Source organism: Enterobacter sp. V89_11, assembly GCF_029967775.1.
In the GTDB taxonomy this organism is placed as follows: Bacteria; Pseudomonadota; Gammaproteobacteria; order Enterobacterales; family Enterobacteriaceae; genus Enterobacter; species Enterobacter ludwigii.
Genome location: NZ_JASCAN010000001.1, coordinates 147,302 through 173,362 on the forward strand (window position 1 = coordinate 147,302; position 26,061 = coordinate 173,362).

At 51.4% G+C, this 26,061-nt stretch carries 20 protein-coding genes and 1 pseudogene; 6 read left to right on the forward strand and 15 right to left on the reverse strand.

The features are described 5' to 3' along the window. Positions 1-15: 15 nt before the first annotated feature. From mglA to QLG09_RS00665, 6 genes are all read right to left on the reverse strand, one after another. Complete coding sequence (mglA, locus tag QLG09_RS00640; RefSeq protein ID WP_020883197.1) at positions 16-1,536, reverse strand: galactose/methyl galactoside ABC transporter ATP-binding protein MglA; 1,521 nt, start codon at positions 1,534-1,536, stop codon at positions 16-18. Positions 1,537-1,615: 79 nt separating this feature from the next. Next, positions 1,616-2,614 (reverse strand): galactose/glucose ABC transporter substrate-binding protein MglB, encoded by a 999-nt coding sequence (gene mglB, locus QLG09_RS00645; protein ID WP_014170907.1) that lies wholly within the window; start codon positions 2,612-2,614, stop codon positions 1,616-1,618. A 295-nt stretch (positions 2,615-2,909) separates the two neighbouring features. Further along, the gene (gene galS, locus QLG09_RS00650; RefSeq protein WP_282488671.1) at positions 2,910-3,932 is read right to left on the reverse strand and encodes an HTH-type transcriptional regulator GalS; all 1,023 of its coding nucleotides are present in this window, start codon (positions 3,930-3,932) and stop codon (positions 2,910-2,912) included. A 155-nt stretch (positions 3,933-4,087) separates the two neighbouring features. Next, positions 4,088-5,245, reverse strand: a complete 1,158-nt coding sequence (gene yeiB / locus QLG09_RS00655) for a DUF418 domain-containing protein YeiB (RefSeq protein ID WP_014170909.1) — start codon at positions 5,243-5,245, stop codon at positions 4,088-4,090. 18 nt (positions 5,246-5,263) lie between these two features. Then, entirely contained in the window at positions 5,264-5,932 is a 669-nt protein-coding gene (gene folE, locus QLG09_RS00660) for a GTP cyclohydrolase I FolE (RefSeq protein ID WP_020883194.1), read from the reverse strand. Positions 5,933-6,034: 102 nt separating this feature from the next. Next, positions 6,035-7,183 carry a YbfB/YjiJ family MFS transporter gene (locus QLG09_RS00665; RefSeq protein ID WP_032678574.1) on the reverse strand — a complete coding sequence of 383 codons (1,149 nt, stop codon included), beginning with the start codon at positions 7,181-7,183 and terminating at the stop codon, positions 6,035-6,037. Between the two features lie 138 nt (positions 7,184-7,321). Here QLG09_RS00665 and fghA point away from each other — a divergent pair, with 138 nt between their 5' ends. Together fghA and QLG09_RS00675 are read left to right on the forward strand one after the other, a co-directional pair. Continuing rightward, positions 7,322-8,158, forward strand: coding sequence for an S-formylglutathione hydrolase (gene fghA, locus QLG09_RS00670; RefSeq protein WP_014170912.1), 837 nt, complete (start codon positions 7,322-7,324; stop codon positions 8,156-8,158). Positions 8,159-8,407: 249 nt separating this feature from the next. Continuing rightward, positions 8,408-10,393: a ligand-gated channel protein gene (locus tag QLG09_RS00675; protein ID WP_049023023.1), complete on the forward strand. Its 1,986-nt coding sequence runs from the start codon at positions 8,408-8,410 to the stop codon at positions 10,391-10,393. Positions 10,394-10,446: 53 nt separating this feature from the next. On the opposite strand, the gene QLG09_RS00680 is transcribed toward QLG09_RS00675, so the two are convergent. Together QLG09_RS00680 and yieE are read right to left on the reverse strand one after the other, a co-directional pair. After that, positions 10,447-11,916, reverse strand: a complete 1,470-nt coding sequence (locus tag QLG09_RS00680; RefSeq protein ID WP_020883191.1) for an amino acid permease — start codon at positions 11,914-11,916, stop codon at positions 10,447-10,449. A gap of 171 nt (positions 11,917-12,087) precedes the next feature. Next, the gene (gene yieE, locus QLG09_RS00685; RefSeq protein WP_014170915.1) at positions 12,088-12,954 is read right to left on the reverse strand and encodes a DNA-binding transcriptional regulator YeiE; all 867 of its coding nucleotides are present in this window, start codon (positions 12,952-12,954) and stop codon (positions 12,088-12,090) included. A gap of 98 nt (positions 12,955-13,052) precedes the next feature. Here yieE and QLG09_RS00690 point away from each other — a divergent pair, with 98 nt between their 5' ends. Then, positions 13,053-14,099, forward strand: coding sequence for a YeiH family protein (locus QLG09_RS00690; protein ID WP_032678578.1), 1,047 nt, complete (start codon positions 13,053-13,055; stop codon positions 14,097-14,099). 64 nt (positions 14,100-14,163) lie between these two features. Next, on the forward strand, positions 14,164-15,021 hold the full coding sequence (nfo, locus tag QLG09_RS00695; protein WP_014170917.1) for a deoxyribonuclease IV: 858 nt from the start codon (positions 14,164-14,166) through the stop codon (positions 15,019-15,021). A 47-nt stretch (positions 15,022-15,068) separates the two neighbouring features. Here the strand turns inward: nfo and fruA are convergent, their stop codons facing one another. The 3 genes from fruA to fruB are packed head-to-tail and all read right to left on the reverse strand — an operon-like array spanning position 15,069 to position 18,836. Next, positions 15,069-16,751, reverse strand: a complete 1,683-nt coding sequence (gene fruA / locus QLG09_RS00700) for a PTS fructose transporter subunit IIBC (protein ID WP_032680587.1) — start codon at positions 16,749-16,751, stop codon at positions 15,069-15,071. A 16-nt stretch (positions 16,752-16,767) separates the two neighbouring features. Continuing rightward, the gene (fruK, locus tag QLG09_RS00705; RefSeq protein WP_014170919.1) at positions 16,768-17,706 is read right to left on the reverse strand and encodes a 1-phosphofructokinase; all 939 of its coding nucleotides are present in this window, start codon (positions 17,704-17,706) and stop codon (positions 16,768-16,770) included. Beyond that, positions 17,706-18,836 (reverse strand): fused PTS fructose transporter subunit IIA/HPr protein, encoded by a 1,131-nt coding sequence (gene fruB / locus QLG09_RS00710; protein WP_049023584.1) that lies wholly within the window; start codon positions 18,834-18,836, stop codon positions 17,706-17,708. The genes fruK and fruB overlap by 1 nt, the downstream gene beginning before the upstream one ends. Positions 18,837-19,196: 360 nt before the next feature. Here fruB and setB point away from each other — a divergent pair, with 360 nt between their 5' ends. Then, a complete protein-coding gene (setB, locus tag QLG09_RS00715; RefSeq protein ID WP_049023585.1) occupies positions 19,197-20,378 on the forward strand; it encodes a sugar efflux transporter SetB in 1,182 nt (393 codons plus the stop codon). On the opposite strand, the gene QLG09_RS00720 is transcribed toward setB, so the two are convergent. The 4 genes and pseudogenes from QLG09_RS00720 to QLG09_RS22380 form a co-directional block, all read right to left on the reverse strand. Next, the gene (locus QLG09_RS00720) at positions 20,375-20,572 is read right to left on the reverse strand and encodes a Fe-S-cluster oxidoreductase (RefSeq protein WP_282488672.1); all 198 of its coding nucleotides are present in this window, start codon (positions 20,570-20,572) and stop codon (positions 20,375-20,377) included. The two genes, setB and QLG09_RS00720, sit on opposite strands and share 4 nt — an antisense overlap. Positions 20,573-21,403: 831 nt before the next feature. Further along, the gene (locus QLG09_RS00725; RefSeq protein ID WP_282488673.1) at positions 21,404-22,489 is read right to left on the reverse strand and encodes a putative phage abortive infection protein; all 1,086 of its coding nucleotides are present in this window, start codon (positions 22,487-22,489) and stop codon (positions 21,404-21,406) included. Between the two features lie 17 nt (positions 22,490-22,506). Continuing rightward, positions 22,507-23,370 (reverse strand): toll/interleukin-1 receptor domain-containing protein, encoded by an 864-nt coding sequence (locus tag QLG09_RS00730; protein ID WP_262811578.1) that lies wholly within the window; start codon positions 23,368-23,370, stop codon positions 22,507-22,509. Positions 23,371-23,624: 254 nt separating this feature from the next. Further along, positions 23,625-23,772, reverse strand: a pseudogene (locus QLG09_RS22380) (YkgJ family cysteine cluster protein); the annotation flags it as partial. 106 nt (positions 23,773-23,878) lie between these two features. On the opposite strand from QLG09_RS22380, the gene QLG09_RS00735 reads away from it, so the two are divergent. Next, positions 23,879-25,840 (forward strand): recombinase family protein, encoded by a 1,962-nt coding sequence (locus QLG09_RS00735; protein WP_282488674.1) that lies wholly within the window; start codon positions 23,879-23,881, stop codon positions 25,838-25,840. The last annotated feature ends 221 nt before the right edge of the window (positions 25,841-26,061 follow it).

Below are 26,061 nucleotides of genomic sequence, written 5' to 3' on the forward strand. Positions count from 1 at the left end.
GAGGAGCCCCTGATCTTAAAGGTGCAAAGACGCAAGACGCAAAATTTCGTTTTGCGTTGTCGTTTTGGTGTCAACAATACCGGCAACGAGACCATTGCTCATAACCAGAATACGATCTGTGATCCCTAACAATTCCGGCATTTCGGAAGAAATAATAATGATCCCTTTATTTTTTTTCGCCAGCTCGGCAATCAGCTGATAAATCTCAAACTTCGCGCCGACGTCAATACCGCGGGTCGGTTCATCCAGCATCAGAATTTCTGGCTGGGTTAATAACCAACGCCCAATAATGACCTTCTGCTGGTTACCGCCTGACAGCGAACCAATTTGCGTGCGGTGACCTGGCGTTTTGACGCGCATGGAGTCAATCACCCACTGGGTATCGCTCTTCATGCGGGAGTTATCCAGCAGCCCGACTTTGTTTTTATAGTTGCGAATATTAGAAATTAACGAGTTAAAGTTAATATCCAGATACGCATAAATACCGGTCGAACGACGCTCTTCCGTGACCAGCGCAAAACCATTATTAATAGCTTCGTTAGCGCTGTGGTTATTGATTTTCTTACCGTGCAGCGTGATGGTGCCCGCGGCTTTCTCACGAATACCGAACAGGGTTTCGACAATATCAGTACGTTTTGCCCCGACCAGACCTGCGATACCGAGAATTTCGCCCTTATGCAGGTCAAAAGAGACGTCGCGAATAGACGGCTGACGCAGCGAGGTGAGATTGCGAACCTCAAGGATCACTTCACCCGGCTTGTTCTCTTTGTCCGGGAAGCGCTGGTTCAGAGAGCGCCCCACCATCATGGCGATGATCTTGTCCATATCCAGCCCTTCGAGAGGCTGGGTGGCAATCCACTGGCCATCGCGCAGGATGGTAATCTCATCACACAGCTGGAAGATCTCTTCCATTTTGTGAGAGATATAAACAATGCCGCAGCCGCGGTCTTTGAGCTTACGAATAATGGTAAAAAGGTGGTTAACCTCTTTTTCCGTTAATGACGATGTCGGTTCGTCCATGATGACGATTTTCGCATCATAGGAGAACGCTTTGGCAATTTCGATCATCTGCATTTGGGACACGGATAACGTTCCCACGCGGGCGCGCGGATCGATATCAATATCCAGTTCATCGAAAATCGCTTTGGTGTCGCGATACATTTTATCCTGATCGACAAAGACACCTTTGGTCGGATAACGGCCCAGCCACATGTTATCCATAACAGAACGCTGCAGCACCAGGTTTAATTCCTGGTGAACCATTGAGATACCGTTTTCCAGTGCTTCTTTTGCTGAATGGAAATCGATCTCTTTCCCCTGAAAAAGAATGCTGCCAGAATCTTTTTGATAGATCCCAAAAAGACATTTTAATAATGTTGATTTACCTGCGCCGTTCTCCCCCATTAATGCATGAATAGAGTGAGGACGAACTTTTAAATTAACATTATCGAGTGCCTTAACCCCGGGAAATGACTTGTTGATAGCGCTCATTTCCAACAAGTATTCACCAGATGACTGAGTATTTGTGCTGACCATAATTATACCTTGTTGGCCTCGCATATCGCGTTATAAAAGGGCGCAACAAGTTGCGCCCAGTGAAGACAATTCAAATAACTTATTTACCGATAAACTCAGCCAGGTTGGACTGGTCTACGCCAACGTAAGGTACGCGAACGATTTTGTTTTCAATTTTCCAGGTCGTACCGTCTGCCGCACCTTTGCCATCGGCCAGGTTTTTCGCCAGATCGAAGGTTGCTTTCGCCTGGTTGTTGGCATCGTTCAGCACGGTCCCGGCCATTGCACCGGATTTCACCAGGGCCAGAGCTTCTGGCAGCGCATCCACACCGAACACAGGAATGGCTGATTTGTTGTGCGCTTTCAGCGCTTCTACCGCACCCATAGCCATCGCATCGTTGTTGGCAATCACCACTTCGATTTTGTTAGCGTTCGGGCCGGACAGCCACGCGTCCATCTTATCTTTCGCCTGAGCGGTATCCCACATCGCGGTATCTAATGCCAGCTGCTGGGTTTTCAGGCCCTTATCATTCAGCTCTTTGATAACGTAAGTGGTACGGGCTTCAGCATCCGGATGGCCTGGTTCGCCTTTCAGCAGTACGAACTGGATCTGGCCGTCTTTGTTCAGGTCCCAGTTCGGGTTCGCCGCCCAGTGTTTAGCGATCAGATCGCCCTGAATAATGCCGGACTCTTTGGAGTCAGTACCGACGTAAAACGCTTTGTCATAGCTGTCCAGCGCTTTACGGGAAGGTTCTTTGTTGAAGAAGACAATCGGCACATTCTGGCCGCGCGCTTTTTCAATGACCGTGCCTGCCGCAGCTGGGTCAACCAGGTTGATGGCCAGTGCCTTCACGCCTTTTGCCAGCAGAACGTCGATCTGGTCGTTCTGTTTGGACTGGTCGTTCTGGGAGTCATTCATCAGCAGCTGAACATCTGGCGCTGCTTTAGCATCTTTCTCGATAGCTTTACGGACAACAGACATGAAGTTGTCGTCGTATTTATAGATGGTCACACCAATACGGGTATCCGCAGCGTGCGCTGCTGCACCAAAAAGCATGCTTGCCATTACAGCAGACAGGGTCAACACCTTCTTATTCATGGTATCTCCGGTTTTTTTTATGCAGGGTAGTTCTTGTGAATAACGATCGGCAGGCAGGTGTTAATGAAACGTTACTGACAGCCGAAGTTCACTTATAAAATTTCTATCTTCCGTGTTCGGTAACGCTCCAGAAATGCGTTTTATTCGTTGTTTGCGGCACATTGGCTATGGTGAAAGTGATTAATCACTGTTACATAGCGTTTCAGCCCCTAAAACGCTGACATCATAGTCAGCGCCTTGTTAAGATACTGTGAATTTACTCACAGATTGAAAACGGTTACATCAGCTGATGTAATCAGTTAGTGATCGGAACCACAATTTGCCGGGCAGCGACAGAATGTCGACGCACTAAAGTCGGCATGAAACAGTGTGTTGCGCCCGGATCCAGCAGCCCTGCCGCCCCCTGTAACGCCAGCTCAGTGGCCAGTTTGGCCATAGAGGCAATGGGGTAACGCACGGTGGTCAGCTGCGGGTCGGTGTAACGGGCAATGGGAATATCATCAAAACCAATCAACGATAAATGCTGTGGCACCGCAATGCCGTTATCCTTCAGCGCAGTCAGCGCCCCGGCCGCCATGTTATCGTTATAGGCAAACACGGCAGACAGCTGCAGATTACGGCCCAGTAACTCCACCATCGCCGCCTCCCCGCCCTGCATATCCGGCGTTCCGGTTCCGACCCAGCTTTCAGACGGCGTAATACCCTGTTCTTTAAGGGCGTTTTGCCAGCCTTCGCGCCGCAGCTCATCATCTTCAATATGATGGCTGGAGGCCAAAAAACCGATCCGCTGATGCCCGTTGTTGATGAGCATTTTGGTGGCCATCATCGCCCCGCTGACGTTATCCAGCCCGACGCAGCGGTGGGAATACCCTGGCACAATACGGTTGATCAGCACCATGCCCGGGATTTGCTCCATAAACCCGGAAATCTCGTCATCGCTTAAGGCTTTTGAGTGCACAATCAGTGCGTTACAACGCTGGCGGATCAGCACTTCAATCGCATGACGCTCTTTTTCAGCCTCGTGATAGCTGTTGCCAATCAGCACGTATTTCTGATGCTGCTGAGCGACAACGTCTACCGCTTTAACCAGCGCACCGAAAAAGGCATCAGAGACATCCATCACCACCACGCCAATGGTATCGCTGACCTGCGTGGCTAGCGCCTGCGCATTGGCATTAGGGCGATAACCCAGCTGGGTCACGGCTTTCATTACGGTTTCGCGGGTGTCAGGGCTGACCAGCGCGCTGTTGTTCAGCACGCGTGAGACGGTAGCCACGGAAACACCCGCCTGACGGGCGACGTCACGAATGGTGATCATATTCACCATCCTTCAAAGGATTGCAGCAACTCACAGACACCCCCTGTGTTTAGCAAGGTGGCTATTTTGGCAGCGAGAGAAAGGGGACTACGTGAAGAAGCTCACACAGATGAAAACGTTTACATCCGTTTTGTTAATGATTGTGATCCAGATCGTTATCTGGATGTATTTCTCAATGATACCCCTGAAGCATGTGCGGTTAACTGACGCCACACCCACTCCAGCGGCCCCTGGCGGAAATAACGTAGCCAGAGAACAGAAAACGCCAGGTTAACCATCCAGACCGGGATAACAAACGCCAGCAGCGAAAGCCGGTCGAACTTCATAAACAGGCCAAACCGATAGAAAAGCGTGGTGCATATCAGCGTCTGCAGAATGTAATTGCTGAGGGCCATACGGCCTACGCAGGCAATGGCACTGACAATCCATGCGCGACACATTTGTGGCCAGAAGCCGTAAATGAGTGCCGCATAGCCAATCGTCTGGAAGGGCGCGCTCAGCTCGCGCGGGACCTGAAGCAGAAACGCACACCAGCGGTAGTTCCAGTGCAGATGCCACTGCATGATCACTGCCGGCAGATTAATCAGCACGCCGAGAAGAATTAACCCGGCTCCCGTCAGGCGATAGTGGCGAAGGGAAAACTCCCCTTTCAGCCAGCCGGTGCGCATCAGTGATGCCCCCATCAGCATCATCCCTGCCAGCTGCCAGCCATACTGCGCCCCCAGCGCCAGCAGGTTATCGCCAAGCATATCCGCACGGTTGCTTATCGCTTCCGTGCCTCCTTTCAGCTTCCAGTACTGCTCGTACTGAAGATTGGCGGCATCGGGGATCCATGAACGGTTTGCCGCATCACCGGAGATTATCCCCAGCAGTAACAGCACGCCAAGGCCCATGACGTAAAGCATCACGCCCGTGTTAAACAGGCTTTTTACGCTGTGCGCATCGCGAATGAGCCGCCAGCAAATCAGCCCGACTAAGCCATAGGCGAGAAGAATGTCGCCATCCCAGAAGAACAGCCCGTGAATAAAGCCGAGGATCACCAGCAACGTCAGACGCGACTGGATCCAGCGCGTGCCGCGCCTGAGCAGTAACTGCAGGCCCGCGCCAAACAGCAGGGCAAACAGGGTGAGGAATTTGACCTGGGCAAAGAGATCGAGGATGGCCCACGTCCAGGCATCGCTGCGGGTGATGTCGCCATACCACGCAGGATTGAGATACGCCGCCTTCGGCAAGCCGAAGGCGCTGATGTTAAGCAGCAGGATACCGAGAATGGCGACGCCTCGAACAAAATCGAGCGTGACGTTTCGCTCCATGTAGCCTGCCCTGTCAGATTAGTTGTGGTGACGCACGGCGCGCAGAAACTCCTGGCGGGTGTTCTGGCTGGATTTAAACAGACCGCCCAGCGACGTCGTGGTGGTCGCACTGGTGGCATCACGCACGCCGCGTGCTTTCACACAGTAGTGAACGGCGTCGATAGATACTGCCACGTTATTGGTGCCCAGCAGCGTTTGCAGCGCGGTCAGGATCTGCTGCGTCAGACGCTCCTGCACCTGTGGACGCTGAGCAAAGAACTGCACGATGCGGTTGATCTTCGACAGACCAATCACCGTATCTTTAGGAATATAAGCCACGGTCGCTTTACCGTCGATGGTCACGAAGTGGTGTTCGCAGGTACTGGTTAACGTGATATCACGTACCGTTACCATCTCATCCACCTTCATCTTGTTTTCAATGACGGTGATTTTCGGGAAATTGGCGTAATCCAGGCCGGAGAAAATTTCGTCAACGTACATTTTTGCGATACGGTGCGGCGTCTCCATCAGACTGTCGTCGCTCAGATCGAGATTCAGCAGTTGCATGATCTCGGTCATATGCCCAGCAATCAGATGCTTACGGGTTTCATTGTCCAGTTCCTGAACGGGTGGACGCAGTGGCGTTTCAAGACCACGCGCAACCAGAGCTTCGTGAACCAGGGCTGCTTCTTTACTGAGTGATGGCATTCTTTTCTCCTGCAGGTGTGGCGTCTTTTGCCCTCGTTGTGGCAAAAGTGTGCGCTCATTGTGCGTGAGGCGGCGCACATAATCCAGTATTCACGACGATAATTATTGCAATTGCTGTTGCCTTTCGGCCTGACGATCCCAGACCAGTGCGCCGCCGATGAACAGCGCGACGCCCGCCAGCCCCAGCGCAGGCTCCAGTCGGTGCGTGAGCCACGTCGATAACGCCGACGTTACCGGGCCAATCAACTGACCGATGGCATAACCGGTAGTAAGCAGTCCCGCCATGTAGCGCGTGTGATCTGGTGCCAGCTCGCGCCCATAAAGTAAAGAGAGCTGAACGGCACACAAGAACCCGCCCCCAACGAGCAAGCCGCCGGTCAGTAACCCGCCAATCCCCGGCAACAGCCAGGCTGCCAGTACGCCGGCCCCCTGCAACCACAATACGATAGCCAGCCTGCGGTTTGAGGTTGAGGTGTGGCGTAAAACGATGCTGAGCGCAATGCCCGCCACGGCGGCAATACCAAATATCGGCCAGACAAACTGGGCAAACAGACTGCCGGGAAAACGCACGGCCGCCATTTGCGATAAAAAGGTCGCCGGAAGGATATAGCCAAACCCGGCCAGGCTGTAGCTCCAGACCAGGCGCTTTAAATTCTTCGTCAGGACGAGCGGTTCCGGTGCGCTGCCCGGCCGGTGAAGTTGACCCGCACGCGGCAGATACCGGGCCACCAGCGCGATAAGCACCAGCGCCAGTACGCCGTAGATTTGCCATGCTGCACCGGCGGAAAGCGCCTTAGCCTGGATATAGACGGCAAGCAGCCCGCTGAGCGCAATACCTGCACCTGGCCCGGCAAATACCGCGGCGCTGAGACCCGGTTTCCCCAGTTGTCCCAGCCGCTCGTTGGTCCAGGCGGCAATCAGCACCATCGACCAGCCACTCATGCAGCCAATCACAAAGCGCAGCAGGCCATGTACCACGGCGTTATCGGCCGCAGCGGAAAGCAGCGTCAGCGCAACTGCACCAAAAATACCCAACCAGAGGCGTGTTTCAACGAAGCGGTGCGCACGCATTGCATCCCATGCTCCCACCAGATAGCCCAGATAGTTCATCGCCGCCACCAGGCCCGCGCTGGTGAGCGTGAGTTGCCCGGCGGCAATCATTAGCGGCACCTGAGGGGTAAAAGCAAAGCGCCCTATCCCCATCGCTACCACCAGAACCACAAACCCACTGAGCGCGATACGCAGCGCCATGATCGCTCCAATTGTTAAAGAAAAGTTAATTTATGATGCCGCATCTTACCGTCCTGCGAAAGTGAAAGTTGCTCACAGGTAAATGAAAACTCTGTATTATGGGCCGAGTAAATAGCAATTCGTATTAAGGAGCCCTGCATGGAACTGCTCGAAGAGCATCGTTGTTTTGAAGGTCGACAGCAGCGCTGGCGGCACGACTCCAGCGTACTGAACTGTGCCATGACGTTCAGCATTTTTTTGCCGCCAACTGAAACGGGCGTAAAGCCACCCGTGCTGTTCTGGCTGTCCGGTTTAACCTGTACCGACGAAAACTTCACCACCAAAGCGGGCGCGCAGCGTATTGCGGCTGAACTGGGGATTGCGCTGGTCATGCCTGATACCAGCCCGCGTGGCGATGATGTCGCCGATGATGCCGGGTACGATCTGGGCAAAGGCGCCGGATTCTACCTGAACGCGACAGAGCAGCCCTGGGCACGTCATTACCGCATGTATGATTACATTCGTGACGAACTGCCTGCGCTGGTTCAGGCCGAATTTGAGGTAAGCGACCGCTGCGCCATTAGCGGACACTCCATGGGTGGACACGGCGCGTTGATAATGGCGCTGAAAAATCCGGGAAAATACACCAGCGTGTCGGCATTCGCCCCGATTGTGAACCCCACTCAGGTGCCATGGGGTCAGAAAGCCTTCACCCATTATCTGGGCAGTGACACAGATAAATGGCAGGCGTGGGACAGCTGTGCGCTGATGCTGGCCAGCAACACGGGGGACGCCATCCCGACGCTGATCGATCAGGGCGATGCGGATCAGTTCCTCGCCGGTCAGCTTCAACCTGCGGTTCTGGCCGAAGCGGCACGCCAGAAGGACTGGCCGCTGACGCTGCGTATCCAGCCAGGGTATGACCACAGCTATTACTTTATGGCGTCATTTATTGAAGATCATCTCCGCTTCCATGCGGCGCATCTGTTTAAGTAAGTTCCTCCCTTCTTGCCCGGTGGCGCTCCGTCTGCCGGGCCTCAAAACCCTATCCCTTTGAATAAAAGCCAGTTTCACCAACCAACATCAAAACACAAATGATTTCGATTATCATTTGTGTTTACAATTTCACATTCTTTTGTACAATTCCAGGCTCTTCTCCATCACAAAGAGTTCTTACAAGACAAATACATACAGTTCTCAGGGTTACCCGATGGAGTGTTTTTCTTTTTGATATGGAATGTTCAAATGACAATACCACGCGTTACGTTACTGGCTGTTGCCATCAGCGCCGCCATGCTCTCCCCACTTGCTCACGCAGCCGACCCGGATACCGTGGTGGTGACCGCCACGGGTTTTGAGCAAAAAATCCAGAATGCCCCAGCCTCTATCTCCGTCATTTCAAAGCAGCAGATTGAAGACAAGGCTTACCGCGATGTGACCGATGCGCTAAAAGATGTCCCGGGCGTCGTCGTCACGGGCGGCGGAAGCAGCAGCGATATCAGCATTCGCGGCATGGCGTCCCAGTACACCTTGTTCCTGGTCAATGGCAAGCGCGTCAGCACGCGCAGCACGCGCCCGAACAGCGATAACTCGGGCATTGAGCAAGGCTGGCTACCGCCGCTGGAGTCTATCGAGCGCATCGAAGTGATCCGCGGGCCCATGTCATCGCTCTATGGCTCAGATGCAATGGGCGGCGTAATCAACATCATTACCAAAAAAGTCTCGAATACCAAAGCCTGGACCGGATCGTTACACGGCGATGCCACGTTCCAGGAGAACCATGATTCCGGGGATATCTTCCAGACCAACGCCTACGCTTCCGGCCCGTTAATTGACGGACTGCTCGGTGCAAAAGTGACAGGCCTGCTCTCACGTCGCGCGGAAGATCAGATCCTGAACGGTTTCAATGAGCAGAAAATGCGTAACGGCGGGATCACGCTGAACTTTACCCCGGACGAGCAGAACGATTTTGACCTCGATTTTGCCCGCGAACTTCAGGACCGAAACAGCACGCCGGGCAAGTCGAAAGCGACTGAAACCTGCCGCGGGGCAACCTGCACGCCAAACAGCAAAAGCGAAACCCGCTACGAACATACGACCTATTCCCTTACCCACAGCGGTTACTACAGCGACTTCAACACTACCAGCTACATCCAGCAGGAAGAGACCAATAACCCGGTTCGCAAAATGCGTTCGTATAACACCACTTTCAACAACCAGAACCAGATCTTCCTCGGCGACCATACCCTGACCCTCGGCGGTCAATATCGCTATGAGAAGCTGCGTGACAACGGTAACCAGCTTGAGGCGGCGGACGGGCTCAACAAACTGACGCGCTGGAGCTGGGCGCTGTTTGCTGAAGATGAGTGGGCGATGACCGATAGCTTCACGGCGACCGGTGGTCTGCGTATGGATAAAGACCAGAACTATGGCACCAACTGGACGCCTCGCGGTTATGGGGTGTGGCACCTTGCAGAACAGTGGACGTTAAAAGGGGGCGTTTCTGCCGGCTACCGTGCACCGGATCTGCGTCAGTCCTCCGCCAACTGGGGTCAGGCAACGGGCGGCGGTCGGCTGGATGGCATGATCGTGGGTAACCCGGACCTCAAGCCGGAGAAGAGCCTGAGCGAAGAGATCGCCCTGCTCTGGGATAACAATGACAGTCTTAACGCCGGCGTTACGCTGTTCAATACCGACTTCAAAAACAAAATCACTGAAGTACGTCGCTGTAACAGCAGTGCCGACCCTGCCTGTACGATTGGCGGTCATGCCTACGATTTTGTCAGCGACCGGGTCAACGTCGACAAAGCCAACATGCGCGGTGTGGAATCCACTTTCGGCTGGAAAATCACCCGTGATGTTAACTGGACGGCTAACTACACCTATACCGAATCCGAGCAGAAGAGCGGTCAGTTCTCCGGTAAGCCGCTGAATAAAATGCCTAAGCATATGTTCAACACCACGGTGGACTGGCAGGCTACGCAGGATGTGGGCTTCTGGAGCCGCCTGAACTTCCGCGGCAAATCTTCTGAGTATCTCAGCCGAACCTCAATGTCACAGGGCAGCCCGTCTTACACGCAGGTTGATGTGGGTCTGCGCTATAACGCCAATAAGAACCTGCTGGTAACCGCAGGCGTGTATAACGTGCTGGATAAACAGATTGATTACGAGACTTACGATACCGTACTTGATGGCCGCCGTTACACTGTCGGCATGACCTACAGCTTCTGATCGCCAATAAAAAAGCCCGCTCAACCGAGCGGGCTAAAAGAGAGGAAGTGCGGTTATTGTTTTACGCGTCCCGGGAATTCCATTTCACTGTAGCGAACAAAGCGCGTCCCCTTCGTCAGTTTGTAACCAAACCAGATTATCAGGAACAGCGGAATACCGATGTAGGTCGCCGTTACACCACCCCAGTCGATACGGTCCGCAAGGAACGCTTCATAGTTCTGTCCCAGCGTAATAATCAGGCACAGAATGAAGGCGAAAATAGGCCCCAGCGGGAAGAACCCTGAGCGATACGGCAGGTCATTGATGTCATGACCTTGCATAACGTAACCGCGACGGAAGCGATAGTGGCTGATAGCAATCCCGAGCCAGGCGATAAAGCCCGTCATACCGGACGTATTGAGCAGCCACAGGTACACCGTCTGGTTGCCAAACATGGAGGTCAGGAAGCACAGACCGGCAATCACCGTTGTGGCATACAGGGCGTTACGCGGTACGCCGCCACGGGACAGCTTAGAAAAGATGCGTGGCGCTTTGCCGTCGCATGCCAGGGTATAGAGCATACGGGTAGACGCGTACATGCCGGAGTTACCCGCTGAGAGCACGGCGGTCAGGATAACGGCGTTCATCACCGCCGCGGCGGAGAGCAGACCGGCATGCTGGAAGACCAGCGTGAACGGGCTAACGCTGATGTCTTTCACATCATTGCGCAGCAGGCTTGGATCGGTGTAAGGAATGATCAGGCTGATAATCAAAATCGCAAACACATAGAACAGCAGGATACGCCAGAATACCTGACGCACCGCGCGTGGAATGTTCTTCTCCGGGTTCTCGGATTCACCGGCAGCAATCCCGATCAGCTCGGTTCCCTGGAAGGAGAAGCCGACAATCATCGCCACGCCAATCATGGCCGAGAATCCACCCGCAAATGGCGCATCGCCAATGCTCCAGTTACTCCATCCTGCAGGTTGAGCGCCTTTGAAAATACCAACGATCATCGCCACACCGACGACGATAAAGATGATGACGGTTGCCACTTTAATCAAAGAGAACCAGTATTCCGCTTCGCCAAAACCACGCACGGAGATGTAGTTGAGCAGGAAGATCACCGCCAGGAACAGCGCACTCCAGATCCAGCCTGGCGTGTCCGGGAACCACCAGTTCATCACCAGCTGTGCGGCGACCAGGTCAACGGCGATAGTAACGGCCCAGTTGTACCAGTAGTTCCAGCCCAGCGCGAAGCCGAAGCCTTCTTCAACGTATTTTTGACCGTAGGTCGAAAACGAACCGGATACCGGCATGTACGCCGCCAGTTCGCCCAGACTGGTCATCAGGAAGTACACCATCAGGCCAATCAGGATATAAGAGAAAAGTGCCCCACCCGGGCCGGCTGCCGAAATTGTTGCGCCAGAGGCAACAAAAAGACCTGTACCGATTGAACCGCCGATAGCGATCATCGTCAGGTGACGCGCCTTAAGTTCGCGACGTAGCGCGGGCGCTTCTGTGGTTTTAATTTCTGAAACCATGTGAAAATGCTGTCCCTTCAACAAATGAGGCGCGATTGTAGCAGACGATACGCGTTCCTTCCGGCAGAAATGCTCAGTTATAAGAGAGCTTCATGACTCGGCCAGGATTATAAGTAAAGCACGCATCTGCATCTCCCCTCTCCCAACGGAGAGAGGATCCGCATTGCGGGTTTACATGTCGCAATAGCGCAGAAAACGCTGCAGCGAGCTGGAAAGGTGTTTCTGACGATGATGAATGCACCACAGCGTGCGCACCAGTTTAGGCAACGGGAGCGGTATTTCGACCAGCGTGCCGGCCTCAAGCTGTTCAGCAATCACCCGCCGGGAGAGACAGCTGATGCCCAGCCCATGACGGACCGCGTGTTTGATGGCTTCCGAGTTGCCCAGCTCCATACTCAGCCGGAAATGCGGCAGGTGAGAGAGCAGCAGGTAATCGACAATTTCACGGGTACCGGAGCCCTGTTCCCGGAGGATCCACTGCGCCTGAGCCAGCCGTTCCAGCGTCACTTCACCCTGTAATAAAGAAGAGGCCGGCGAGGCGAACACCACCAGCTCATCTTCCAGCCAGGGTTCAGCAATGATATCGACGTTGTGACACGGCCCTTCAATCAAACCGATGTCCACGCGGAAATCGATCACCGCATTGATGACATCCTGGCTATTGCCAACGCTCATCTCCAGCGGCAGGGTCGGGAAATCCCGGCGATAGCGGGCAATCACTTCCGGCAGAATGTAATTGCCGATCGTACTGCTGGCGTAAACGCGGATGGCCCCGTTCTCTTCGCGGAACAATTGTTCGATTTCAGTCGCCTGCTCCAGCAATGCCAGCGCGCGCGGGTACAGCAGGCGGCCATGTTCATTGACGACCAGCCGTTTCCCCACTCTGTCGAAAAGCTGAACCCCCAGTTGCCCTTCCAGATCGGTCAGGGCCGCGCTTACCGCGGACTGGGACAGCGCCAGCATTTGCGAGGCCTGCGTCGTCGACCCGCTTTTCAGCACTTCGGCAAAAACTTCCAGCTGACGCAACGTAATGTGCATGGTTACTTACCACTTATATAGATTGATTATAAGTATATAATCAATTTTATTTTTAAGCCACAACGCCGTAACCTTTTAGCCAGATAAAGGAGAAGGTTATGTCAGAACACACCTTACAGCATCAACGTACATTGTGGCACTTCGTGCCGGGTCTTGCGCTCAGCGCGGTGGTAACTGGCGTAGCGTTATGGGGCGGCAGTATTCCGGCCGTCGCCGGGGCAGGTTTTAGTGCCTTAACGCTGGCAATATTGCTCGGCATGGTGGTGGGAAATACCGTTTACCCCCATATCTGGAAGTCCTGTGATGGCGGGGTTATTTTCGCCAAACAGCATCTGCTGCGCCTCGGGATTATCCTTTACGGCTTCCGCCTGACCTTTTCACAGATTGCGGACGTCGGCGTCAGCGGGATCGCTATTGACGTCCTGACCCTGACCAGCACCTTTTTACTGGCCTGCTTTATCGGCCAGAAAGTGTTTGGGCTGGATAAACAAACCAGTTGGCTGATTGGTGCCGGCAGCAGCATCTGCGGGGCTGCCGCGGTACTGGCAACCGAGCCTGTCGTTAAGGCAGAATCCAGCAAAGTGACGGTTGCCGTCGCGACCGTCGTCATTTTCGGTACGCTGGCGATTTTCCTCTACCCGGCCATGTACCCGCTGGTTGCGCACTGGTTTAGCCCGGAGACCTACGGCATTTATATTGGTTCAACCATGCATGAAGTGGCTCAGGTGGTGGCGGCGGGTCACGCTATTAATCCGGATGCGGAAAATGCCGCGGTCATTGCCAAAATGCTGCGCGTCATGATGCTGGCTCCGTTCCTGATTATCCTGGCCGCTCGCGTAAAACAACTCGCGCCGGCAGGCAGCAGCCAGAAGAGTAAAATCACCATTCCATGGTTTGCGATTCTTTTCATCGTGGTGGCGGTATTTAACTCCTTCCACCTGCTGCCGAAAGCCGTGGTGGATATGCTGGTCACGCTGGATACCGTCCTGCTGGCGATGGCGATGGCGGCGCTCGGGGTCACGACACACGTGAGCGCGCTGAAAAAAGCAGGTGCAAAACCGCTGCTGATGGCGCTGGTACTCTTCATCTGGCTGATCGTTGGCGGCGGTGCGATTAACCTCGCGGTACATAGCCTGATGGCATAAACCACTTCATCCTTCTCCTGTTAACCCGCTATCATACGTATTTCGGGTTAACAGGAGTCCCTTTATGAAATATGTTGGAGCGCACGTCAGCGCTGCAGGTGGCCTTGCGAATGCCGCCATTCGCGCCGCCGAAATTGAGGCGACCGCTTTCGCCCTGTTCACCAAGAACCAGCGCCAGTGGCGCGCCGCCCCGCTCACCTCTGAAGTGATTGATGATTTCAAAGCCGCCTGTGAGAAATACCACTACGGGCCGGGTCAAATCCTTCCCCACGACAGCTATCTCATTAACCTCGGCCATCCCGTGCAGGAGGCGCTGGAGAAATCCCGCGAGGCTTTTCTTGATGAAGTGCAGCGCTGCGAGCAGCTTGGGCTGACGCTGTTGAACTTCCATCCGGGAAGTCATCTGATGCAGATTGACGAAGATGCCTGTCTGGCGCGCATTGCCGAATCCATCAACATCACGCTGGATAAAACCCAGGGCGTGACGGCGGTCATCGAGAACACCGCCGGGCAGGGCAGTAACCTCGGCTTTAAGTTCGAACATCTGGCGGCCATTATTGACGGCGTGGAGGATAAATCCCGCGTGGGCGTATGTATTGATACCTGCCATGCCTTTGCCGCGGGTTACGATCTGCGAACGCTTGATGAGACGAAAAAGACCTTCGATGAGTTTGAACGCATTGTGGGCTTCAAGTATCTGCGCGGAATGCACTTGAACGATGCGAAAAGCGCGTTTGGCAGCCGCGTGGACCGCCATCACAGCCTCGGTGAAGGCAATATCGGCCACGATGCGTTTCGCTTTATTATGCAGGATGCCCGTTTCGACGGTATCCCGATGGTGCTGGAAACCATTAATCCGGACATCTGGGCAGAAGAGATTGCCTGGCTGAAGGCACAGCAAACCGCTGAACAGGCGGCATAAAAAAAGCCGGGTCGCATAAGCACCCGGCTTTTTTATTGTTTTACCGCTTACGCCGCTTTCGCGACCCCTTCCGCTTCCGGACGTTTCAGCACCGCGTAAGAGAGACCTGCCACCAGCGTACCGGCCACAATCGCCAGCAGATAACCCAGCACTGGCGTGATTGCACCTGGGATCAGCAGCACGAACAGACCGCCATGTGGTGCCATCAGTTTCGCGCCAACCGCCATGGAGATAGCACCGGTTACCGCGCCCCCCACGATACAGCATGGCAGCACGCGCATTGGGTCACGCGCAGCGAACGGAATTGCCCCTTCGGTGATAAAGCACAGGCCAAGTACCAGGGCGGCTTTCCCCCCTTCCTGCTGCGCTTTGTCGAACTTACGACGTGCAATGATGGTTGCCAGGCCAAGAGCCAATGGTGGCACCATACCGGCCGCCATAATCGCTGCCATTGGCGCGTAGGTCTGGGTACTCAGCAGGCCAACACCGAATGCGTATGCTGCTTTGTTCACCGGGCCACCCATGTCGGTACACATCATGCCACCGAGAATAGCTCCCAGCAGTACCGCATTCGCAGTACCCATGGTTTGCAGCCAGTGGGTCAGACCCGCCAGGATACCCGCTACCGGTTTACCGATGAGGTAAATCATCGCCAGGCCCACCACCAGGCTGGAAATCAACGGGATGATCAGAATCGGTTTCAGCGCTTCCATACTCTGCGGCAGTTTCAGCTTCGAGCTAATAAGCTTCGCAACGTAACCCGCCAGGAAACCGGCAATGATACCGCCGATAAAGCCAGACCCGGTGCTCACCGCCAGCATACCGCCGATAAGACCCGGCGTCAGGCCCGGACGGTCAGCGATGGAGAAGGCGATAAAGCCTGCCAGCACCGGCACCATCAGGGCAAACGCGGAACCACCACCAATCTGCATCAGGGCGGCAGCCAGCGTGCCTTCTTCTTTAAACGCGGTAATACCAAACGCGAACGAGAGGGCAATACACAGACCGCCCGCCACCACCATCGGCAGCATATAAGACACACCGGTCAGCAGATGGCGATAGGCACCAGCTGACTCTTTCTTACCTTCCGTCGCAGTTTGCGTGGACCCCGTTGCCTGATACGGCTTCGCTTCCACCAGCGCTTTATCAAACTCCTGAGCGGTCTTTTTCAGCGCCAGGCCCGTTGACGTGCGGTACATCGGCTTACCGGCAAATTTTGCCAGGTCCACTTCGATGTCAGCCGCAACCATCACCAGATCGGCTTCAGCCACCTCTTCAGGGGTGATTGCGTTGCCCGCACCAACGGATCCACGTGTTTCAACTTTTACCCACCAGCCGCGTTTTTTCGCTTCGGTTTCAATGGCTTCAGCCGCCATAAAGGTATGAGCCACGCCCGTCGGGCAGGCCGTGATCGCCACGATACGTTTTGGTCCGGTCGCGGCAACCGGCGCCGCGACCGGTGCGCTGTAAACAGACGCATGACCTTTCGCTTCGCTCAGGAACAGTTCCGGGTGTGCCACCGCGCGATTGATGTCGCCCAGCCACACTTTTTTGCCATTCAGCGCACTGTCAGCGGGAATTTTATCCCCCAGAACAATCACCATTTCGGCGTCGCCCGGGTTATCCGTCATCTCAAGATGTGCTTTGTTCGCCGCCGCTCCCAGCAAGGTCTTCGCCATATAGGCGCGAGCCTGTCCGAGACCGGAGTCAATGATCAGCAGCGTTTTCATTATTCCTCTCCTGCTGTTAGTTAAAAGGTTTTAAGTCAACGCGCGCCATCATCGCGGCTAACTGGGTACGATCGGTAATACCGACATTGCTCTGGCTAACGGCCAGGGCAGCAACGGCGGTGGCAAGACGTAAAGTATGTTCACTGGATTCACGCATCAGCAGGCCATAAATCAGACCGCCAACCATTGAATCCCCTGCGCCAACGGTGCTGACAACGTCAACCGATGGCGGTTTGGCGATCCATTCGCCAGAAGCGTTAACCCACAGCGCCCCTTCTGCACCAAGAGAGATAACCACGTGAGCGATACCCTGCTCGCGCAGCGCATGGGCAGCGTCAATCACATCTTTTAATTCTGGCAGCTTACGGCCAGCCCAGATCTCCAGTTCGCGGCGATTCGGCTTCACCAGCCACGGCGAGGCTTTCAGGCCGGCGACCAGCGCGTCACGGCTGCTGTCAAAAATAATGCATGGGCACTGGCTTCGCAGACGCGTCATCCAGTCGGTGAACGCTTCCGGGCTCACGCCGGACGGCAGGCTGCCGCTGACGCAGACCATGTCGAACTGACCAAGCCAGGTCAGAGAGTCGTTCACGAAGCGCTCCCAGTCTGACGGAGTCACCTCGAAGCCTGAGAAGTTCAGATCGGTCACTTCGCCGTCTTTCTCCGTCAGCTTGACGTTGATACGGGTACGGCCCTGAACAACCTGAAAACGATTAGCAATCCCCAGTTCGCTGAACAGCTGCTGGAAACCATCCTGGTTATCTTTACCGAGGAATCCGCCCACGGTGACATCGATACCGAGATCCTTGAGCACTTTCGCGACGTTAATCCCTTTACCTGCAGCATGCAGGCCAGTGGTACGCACGAGGTTTACTTCGCCGCGCTCAATCTCCGGGCAAAACCCCACCAGGTCGTATGCCGGGTTCAGCGTAATAGTCGCAACACGTCTGCTCATTATGCGCCCTCCCCCAGACCTGCCGCGATGGCGTCGCCAATCGCTTTCAGCGCCTGTTCAGCATCAGCACCCTGTGCGGTAAAGCGCAGACGGTGACCTTTCTTCACGCCCAGCGCGACAACTTTCATCAGGCTACGGCCGTTGGCCGGTTTGCCCGTGCCATCAAGGTTAGTCACGGTAATCTCACTTTCGAATTGTTTAATGGTATTCACCAGCACGGTGCCAGGACGGGCATGCAGGCCGTGCTCGTTACGCACTACAAACTCAGCGGTCAGCACGTCATCAGTCGGCACATCATCGCTGGTCAGCAGCGCCAGCAGCGTGCTTGCGTCAGCGTTCAGCAGTTTTTCAGCCTTGTCATTCAGCAGCAGATCGCCAAGACGTTTTAACGCGGAAACCGGCTGTTCATCGGTCATCGCGACGGTGACCAGCATCGCAGCGTGCGCGCCCTCAACGTCAAACGCGTTGGCCGCGCGGCTCACCGCGATAGCGCTGCGCAGGTTGCCTTCAGCACTGTCGTTCAGCCAGATACCTTGTCCCAGGTTCAGCGGCTTCTCATTGATAACGCGCGTGATAAAGGACGCGTCTACCGCACCGGCTTCTTTCAGACGGCCTGCGTTCAGCGCCTGCAGCGTGACCAGATCGCTCGCCACAACATCCAGGGTCAATGTTTCATTATCCAGTTTCAGCGCTTCACTCTGTTTTTCGCCCATCAGCAACGCGCGCAGCTCTTCCGCAGTCGTCGCGGACTTCAGCTGTTCAGCCACCGAATCATCGCTCAGCACATGCGTCAGCTGACGCAGCAGGCCCAGGTGCTCGTCGCTGCTGGCAGCGATACCGATTGCCACGTAAGCAACCTGACCGTCGCCCCACACCACACCCTGAGGGAACTGATAAACCTGAACGCCGGTTTTCAGCACCTGATCGCGGGTGTCCGTTGTACCGTGCGGAATGGCGATACCATTGCCGAGGAAAGTGGAGGTCTGCTGCTCGCGCGCCAGCATGCCGTTAACGTAGCCGTCCGCGACATTACCCGCCTGCACAAGGGCAGCGGCAACCTGGCGAATGGCCTCTTCTTTGTTCCCGGCCTGAGCGCCCGGGTGGATATCCTGAACAGATAACTGGAACATGGTTCTCCTCTCCTGCTGAACTTGAATCGTTTCAGCTTAAATGAGAAAAAATGCGCTAGCCTGCTCCGTTTGTTAAAACAAGATAGCGCTGAAACGTTTCAAAAAGTCTTGCGCTTTCTGCTTAACCTTGCAAGAAAAGTTACAAATGGCGATGCAGAATTTAGAGATACAGCACATTTCTTCTTCGCTCAGCTGAATCTTGCTGACGTTCAGCACGTCAGTTTCAGCTAAGTTCAGCCCGAGCCTGTTAATTGAAATGGCATTTTGATTTTTCGTGGCGAAATTGACCGCAGTACCTGTTTATTTTCTGACAAGCGTCGTACACTCCGCGTCTCTTTATGACTTGCTGATACTGAAAGTATGCATAACACCCCTGCCGCCGCCTCGCCAAAACCCTTTGATTTGACGTCCACGGCGTTTTTGATTGTTGCCTTCCTTACCGGCATTGCCGGGGCGTTACAGACGCCCACGTTGAGCCTGTTTCTGACCAATGAAGTCCACGCCCGTCCGGCAATGGTTGGCTTCTTTTTTACCGGCAGTGCCATCATCGGCATTCTGGTGAGTCAGTTTCTGGCGGGGCGTTCCGACAGAAAAGGCGATCGTAAAAGTCTGATCGTCTTTTGCTGCCTTCTCGGGGTGTTTGCCTGCGTGTTGTTTGCTTTTAACCGCAACTATTTCATCCTGCTGTTCGTGGGGGTGTTCCTGAGCAGCTTCGGTTCCACGGCGAACCCGCAGATGTTCGCCCTCGCCCGCGAGCACGCCGACCATACCGGTCGTGAAGCGGTGATGTTCAGCTCTATTCTGCGTGCCCAGGTGTCGCTGGCATGGGTCATTGGCCCGCCGCTGGCGTATGCCCTGGCGATGGGGTTTGGCTTTACGGTGATGTACCTGAGTGCGGCTGTCGCGTTTGTGGTGTGCGGCACCATGGTGTGGTTCTTCCTGCCGTCGATGCGCAAAGAGCCCAAAGTGGCTTCAGGCGTACTGGAAGCCCCGCGCCGTAACCGTCGTGATGCGCTGCTCCTGTTTGTTATCTGTACGTTGATGTGGGGAACAAACAGCCTTTATATTATCAACATGCCGCTGTTTATTATTGATGAGTTGCATCTGCCAGAGAAGCTGGCGGGCATTATGATGGGAACCGCGGCCGGGCTTGAGATCCCGACCATGCTGATCGCGGGCTATTACGCGAAGCGTTTCGGAAAGCGTTTTTTAATGCGCATCGCGGCTGTCGCAGGACTGCTGTTCTATATCGGTATGCTGACGGTGCACACGCCGGAACTCTTGCTGGCATTGCAGCTTCTCAACGCCATTTATATCGGCATACTCGCCGGGATTGGCATGCTCTACTTCCAGGACCTGATGCCAGGCCAGGCAGGCTCCGCCACCACCCTTTATACCAATACCACTCGCGTGGGCTGGATTATTGCAGGTTCAATGGCCGGCATCGTGGCCGAGATCTGGAGCTATCACACGGTATTCTGGATTGCGCTGGTGATGTGTACGCTGACGATAGGGTGTCTGGCGCGAATTAAGGACGTTTAAGGGGCGGTGAGCGCTTCCAGCTCAAGAAGGTAAGTGATCGCCTGCGTGCGCGTGCTGCCGCACATCTCCGCGGACGGCTGAAGGCCGGAACAGACTTTCGGGCGCAGCGGGGAACCAAAGATCATGCACAGGTTATTTTCAGCAAGCTGCACACAGCGGGTATTGGCAGGTTTGCCTAACTGTAACTTACTCATTCTTTAAAATATTATAAGTGTATATTTAGTAACAGTGGAAATACGTCGGTTTTATTGACGACATATTCATCAGCGAATTACTATCAAGGGATTCACGCAAAGGATGATGAAATGGAAATATTCTGGGTCGTAATTGGTTTAGTAGCTGTAGCCATCTATCTGATAAATCAGAACAAAGCAAAAACAACTGATAAAACTGTTATCAGGCAAACTGATACCTACAAAACGGACATCGGTGAGATCAGAGTCGAAAGAACAAAAGTCATTGATAGCACTCAAACAACATTCCATCCACCACAACAAAAGCAAATTACACCCGCAGAGGCCTACCACAATGCAATCAAGCAGGTTGACTATTCTTCCAGAATAGTCCCTGAGCCTGTTCAGAAAAAGATCGAGAATTGCCCGCTCGAAACGGTATCCTCAAGGGATGATGTATGCGAGCCTGCATTAGCCTTAAAACAGAACAACATCAATGAACTATCGAAGCAGTGTACGAGGTGCAGGATACGGCTACCGTTCAGCAAATTTAGTAAGTCAAGCAAACACTCCGATGGAGTAACCGTATGGTGTACTGATTGCTTACGTGGAGAAAAAAATACCAGGCATATGAAATGGTGCCCCAGGTGCAAAATACGAAGAAAAAGAACGAGTTTTTACCCTAGCAATGACAATGCAGATAAACTGATGGCGTGGTGCAAATCATGCGTTGATGCTCGTAGAAAAAGGTAATAATTATTACCCTAACTGAACAATTATCATGATGGGAATTACGCCCACATCTTCGAAAATTCTATGAAAAAGAATGGGCGTATAGCATATTAATGTAATTTAAACGTCCGAAGAATTATTACCCCTCTCGAACTTCTTTGGAAATGCTATTGATAAATTTTTCCCAAAGGCACCACCAGGGTGGCGTTTAAGATCTATTCTTTTTTTAGATTTTTCGATTTCTTCATTACTTAGTATAAACGTAGATAAAAAAGAGAGCGTAACTATAAATGAACCAACAACCTCAACTTTAACTTCCCCCCTATCATCTTTTTCAGAATATTTGAGGGGTAAATGTTCCAGCATTTGATAGCGACTGAGTAGTCCACGGAATTCACCACGATCGCAGACATCCCCATAACAATTTAACATCAACACAGCCAATTCATCTGAAGACAACTGCGCTCTGAGGGTATGACAATATTCTTCTTTTTGGCTAACCGAAAAGTACTCACCAGGAAGATCATCGATTATTTTGATTATTCTATAAAGATTCCTAAAGTAATGTCCAAACCATTCATTTCTATGTTTATTGATATTTTTATACTTCTCTATCAATTCGTCCTGGGTAGGACTATCAGATGCCAGATAATCCAGCAAAGCTTTAAAACACTGACGGCCATTTTTAATGTCGAGACCTAATGCAATTTTATCTCTTTCACTGATAAAATTAACACTATCATTAAAATCCACCTGCAAGTTTCTCGCTATCTCATGATGTAGATTCAGACCATTATAAAATGTACTTTCTACACTTTGCCTTCTGATAACAAGCTGCGTCTCAGTATATTCCTTGCGGGTTAGTTCCAGCTCTTTTCTTGAAAGAACTAACTCATCTCGTTGCATGAAAATAGTCTTAATCAAACAAATAAATGTTAAAAATGTAAGTATTGGATTCGCCACTCCTCCAATAAAATCACCAAACGAACCTAGATCCCCTCCTAGGCCTAACACCGTTCCGAATATATTAATTAAAAACAATAAAAATAAAGCCATAATCAATAGAAAAGCATATTTTTTTAATTTATCTCCAGAGTCATCATCCAGAACATCGTTAATAAATACTTTAGAAGAATTTTCAACCCTTGAATAAAAGCCACAACTCAAGATATTAACCATGCGTTGTATTCTATGTTTTACCTTCATAATATTTTCTTCTAAACCTATTTGTTAAGGGGAGATGCAAGCACTTTGCTCATGTGCTGATAACAATCGTCAACAACACCGCTGACGTTTACCAGAACATCAAATCCTGTGTCTTCCCCCATACGCCTGGAAGATACTGTCACGTAGTATACTTCATCATCTTCACTACCATTTAAAACGAAACGTTGAGAAACCATTTTTTCATCAGAAAGTATTAATTTCAAATCACCGTTTTCTTTCAATCTTTTATTCAAGATATTGATTATATGTAACTTAGCGTGATGGTTATTCGTTAATGTTTGTTCTTTTATAAATCGAGCTGACGCGTGTGTATTAGCTAAAATTTCAATTTGCGATAAACATGTATAAGGATAACGTTTCGGTAATTGTACAAAATTAATATTCAGGGCTATATTTCCATCTATTGTACCATCATCAATTGACCAATCCGTATCATATTGTTCTTCCCGGGCTCTTCCGAGGGATGGGTTTGTTATCTTAGCAATACCTTGTAGTACTGCTTTAAGCCCTTCGTCGAAGTTTTTGGTAAAATCTGCGTACATTTTTCCGCGGGCAAACAATGGAATCGAGCAGTCGTCTAATTTCAGAGGCAGTACAACGACACGCTTTTCTTCAAGTTCACGTAAAAGGCCCGCGGAAAGTTCCTTCTTGCACCATTCAGAATTTACAGAATTGTTAGATAACACAACTAACAGAGCGCTGGCTCCCTCAACAGCGTTCTGTACACAGTCAATTATCGAATCACCTACTGAAAGTTCCCACCGATCCAACCATACATTTACGTTATGTTGGACTAACTGATTGGCAAGCTTATCTACAAATATTTTGTCATTATGTGAGTAACTAATAAAAATTGGCATAATTAACCCCCTATTGAGAAAAATGCTACTACTATCGTTTAATTTCCCTAACATTTCAAGTGATAACTTTAGGTCAGAATATAAAGAGAATCTGACATGCTGGCATTAAATAATTTTCAGTGGAAATTTATCACCACTTTAATTAAATAAAAAAAATATAACTCAAGTGCGTGAATATATCCCAACGAAATATTAAGGTGAACACTTTTAAGAAAAGCACTGTCTTCGGCTACTGCTGGGTCTGTCCTTACTTCCTATTCTATGAGATAAATCATAGCTTCTTCGCGACTCGTAGAGCACATATCAAGCGACGGCTTAGGCTACCGCAGACCTTCGGGCGCAGCAGCGATCCAAAGATTTTGCAGCGCTGTCGTCGAGCTGAACTGAGGGTGTGTTCGCTCTAGCTGTCAAAAGTACAATTACTCATTGTTTAAAATTTGCATGTCTGCTGTTAGCATCTGGGCATCAGTCTTTCACCCACTTGCTAGCCCGAAGGTAGGTACGATTAATGAAGCCTAAACTGTATTCATATGTTCGTTTTTCATCAGCTAAGCAACGTGACGGAAACTCACTTGAGCGTCAGCAAGATACTGCTGCAAAGATTGCTGAACGCTATGATCTTGAGCTGGATAGCACCGCATACCACGATCTCGGCATGTCTGCCTTCAAAGGTAAAAATGCTTATGAAGGTAAGCTTTCAGAATTCATCTCTCAGATAGGAAAAAAGGTTCCTAAAGGATCATGGTTAGTTGTAGAAAACCTTGACCGCATTAGCCGTGACGATGCCTGGAGTGCTTTAGACATTTTCAAAAGCCTTCTGAAGAAAGGAATTATCGTTGTAACCGGAATGGATGAGAAAGTTTATAAATATGCAGATGTAAAGAATAATCCAACTGATCTGATCATCTCCCTATTGATGTTCACTCGAGCACACGATGAATCACTGACTAAGAAAAATCGAGTGGAAGCACAAGCTCGTGCTCTGATCAGATATAACCTTTCAAGGCAACCGGGAACAGCAGCAAAAGCAATCGAATCAATCGGACAAAATGTATGGTGGGTTGATACCAAATCAGGGTACGTTGAGCCTCACCCTGTTTACTACAATACAGCACAAAAAATAATCGAATTAAAACAGAGCGGCGAAACATTGCTGGGGATCCAGCGGTATCTTAACGAACATTACCCAGCACCAAAAAAAAGAGTCTATAAAAACCAAGAAGGCAACATACAACCACCAAGAACTGAGAAATGGGGTAAGCACTTACTTAGAACATTTTTGAACCCAACGGTTCATGGACAAAAAACCTTTACTCTGGATAAACGGGAAGAATCAGGCGCGGTCATTTACGATTCTGATACAGATGAGCCTCTTAAAGAAACATACACGATCCCAGACTACTACCCTGCCCTGATGTCAGAGATTGATTATCTAACTCTTTCACAGTTAGACCATCACCGCGCAGTCACTCGCAGTTCATTCAATCATCCAGAAGGAAATCCTGAACCAGAAATCCCATTACTTTCAGGACTCGGTATACTCTTTTGCGGGAACTGTGGTTCATTTATGTTCAAGTCTGGTTCAAGTAAGAACAAGTACCGTTATATATGTGGTTCAAAGATTGTTCAGGGTAAACCATGTGGCAAGAAAGGATTCACGTCATATCAGCTTGAACATGCAGTTTTGCAACTTATCGCCGATCATGTTTGGACCAACCATCTAGAAGATAAAACTGCCTGGTACGAATCAGAGATTGCAAAAGAGTCAGAGCGAATTGAGAAGCTGCTTAAATTAGCAATTTTGACAGATGATATTGATGCCCTAGCAGAGCAGATAAACGATCATAAAAAGATAAAAGCGCAACTAGAAAATGAGTTCAAACGGTACAAGGTTAGCAGATCAAAAACCCAAACCTCTGGATGGGACCAATTTAAAAATTTCAATGTGCACGATACGAAAAATCCTGACCGTAAGCGAATCCGTTTAAGGGTAAAGCAAGCGATCAAGCGCATCGATTGCTATGACATAAATGATCGATATGGTCATTTTTCAGTCATATTTGCCGACGATAAAAAGCAAAGAATAGTGATCAAGTTTAACCGTAACCGTTCACCCGGCACCACGTATGTCGATAGTGCAACGATCAAAAACGACGAAATACTCAAGATGCAAGGGCTGGTTCTTCACTCCTTCATTGATGAGCTAATCGATCCCGTAGGATTTGCCCTACAGGTCAAGGAAAATCATGAGGCCAGCAAACTCAATCCTACATTTATAACTGAGCTCGAGGATGATCTACATCAGCAGACAGAGGACACAGTTGCAACACAAGTAGTAATGAGTAATGGGGGCGGCAAAACTACCGTAACCGTCAATGGTGTCATATATGAAATTAACTCGTTGCAAGATATAGATAAATTTGAAGTCGCCGAAAAGTCCAGTTCAACTGAAGCCCTGAACAAGTCTTAAGCAAACTATTTCGAACATAGCTCACTCAAAAGATTTGACAGCCTCCTCTACCGCTTCCCTGAAGATTGACTAGTCAATCTTCAGTCTTGCCTCGCAACAATTGATCGCTTAAACAGATCAATTTTCATTTATTGATAGATTTTACAGATCAATATAAAATCATGATTTCACTGCCAGATTTCGCTTCAAAGTCACCGCTTTAAGCCTTCTGGAAAGTCTCT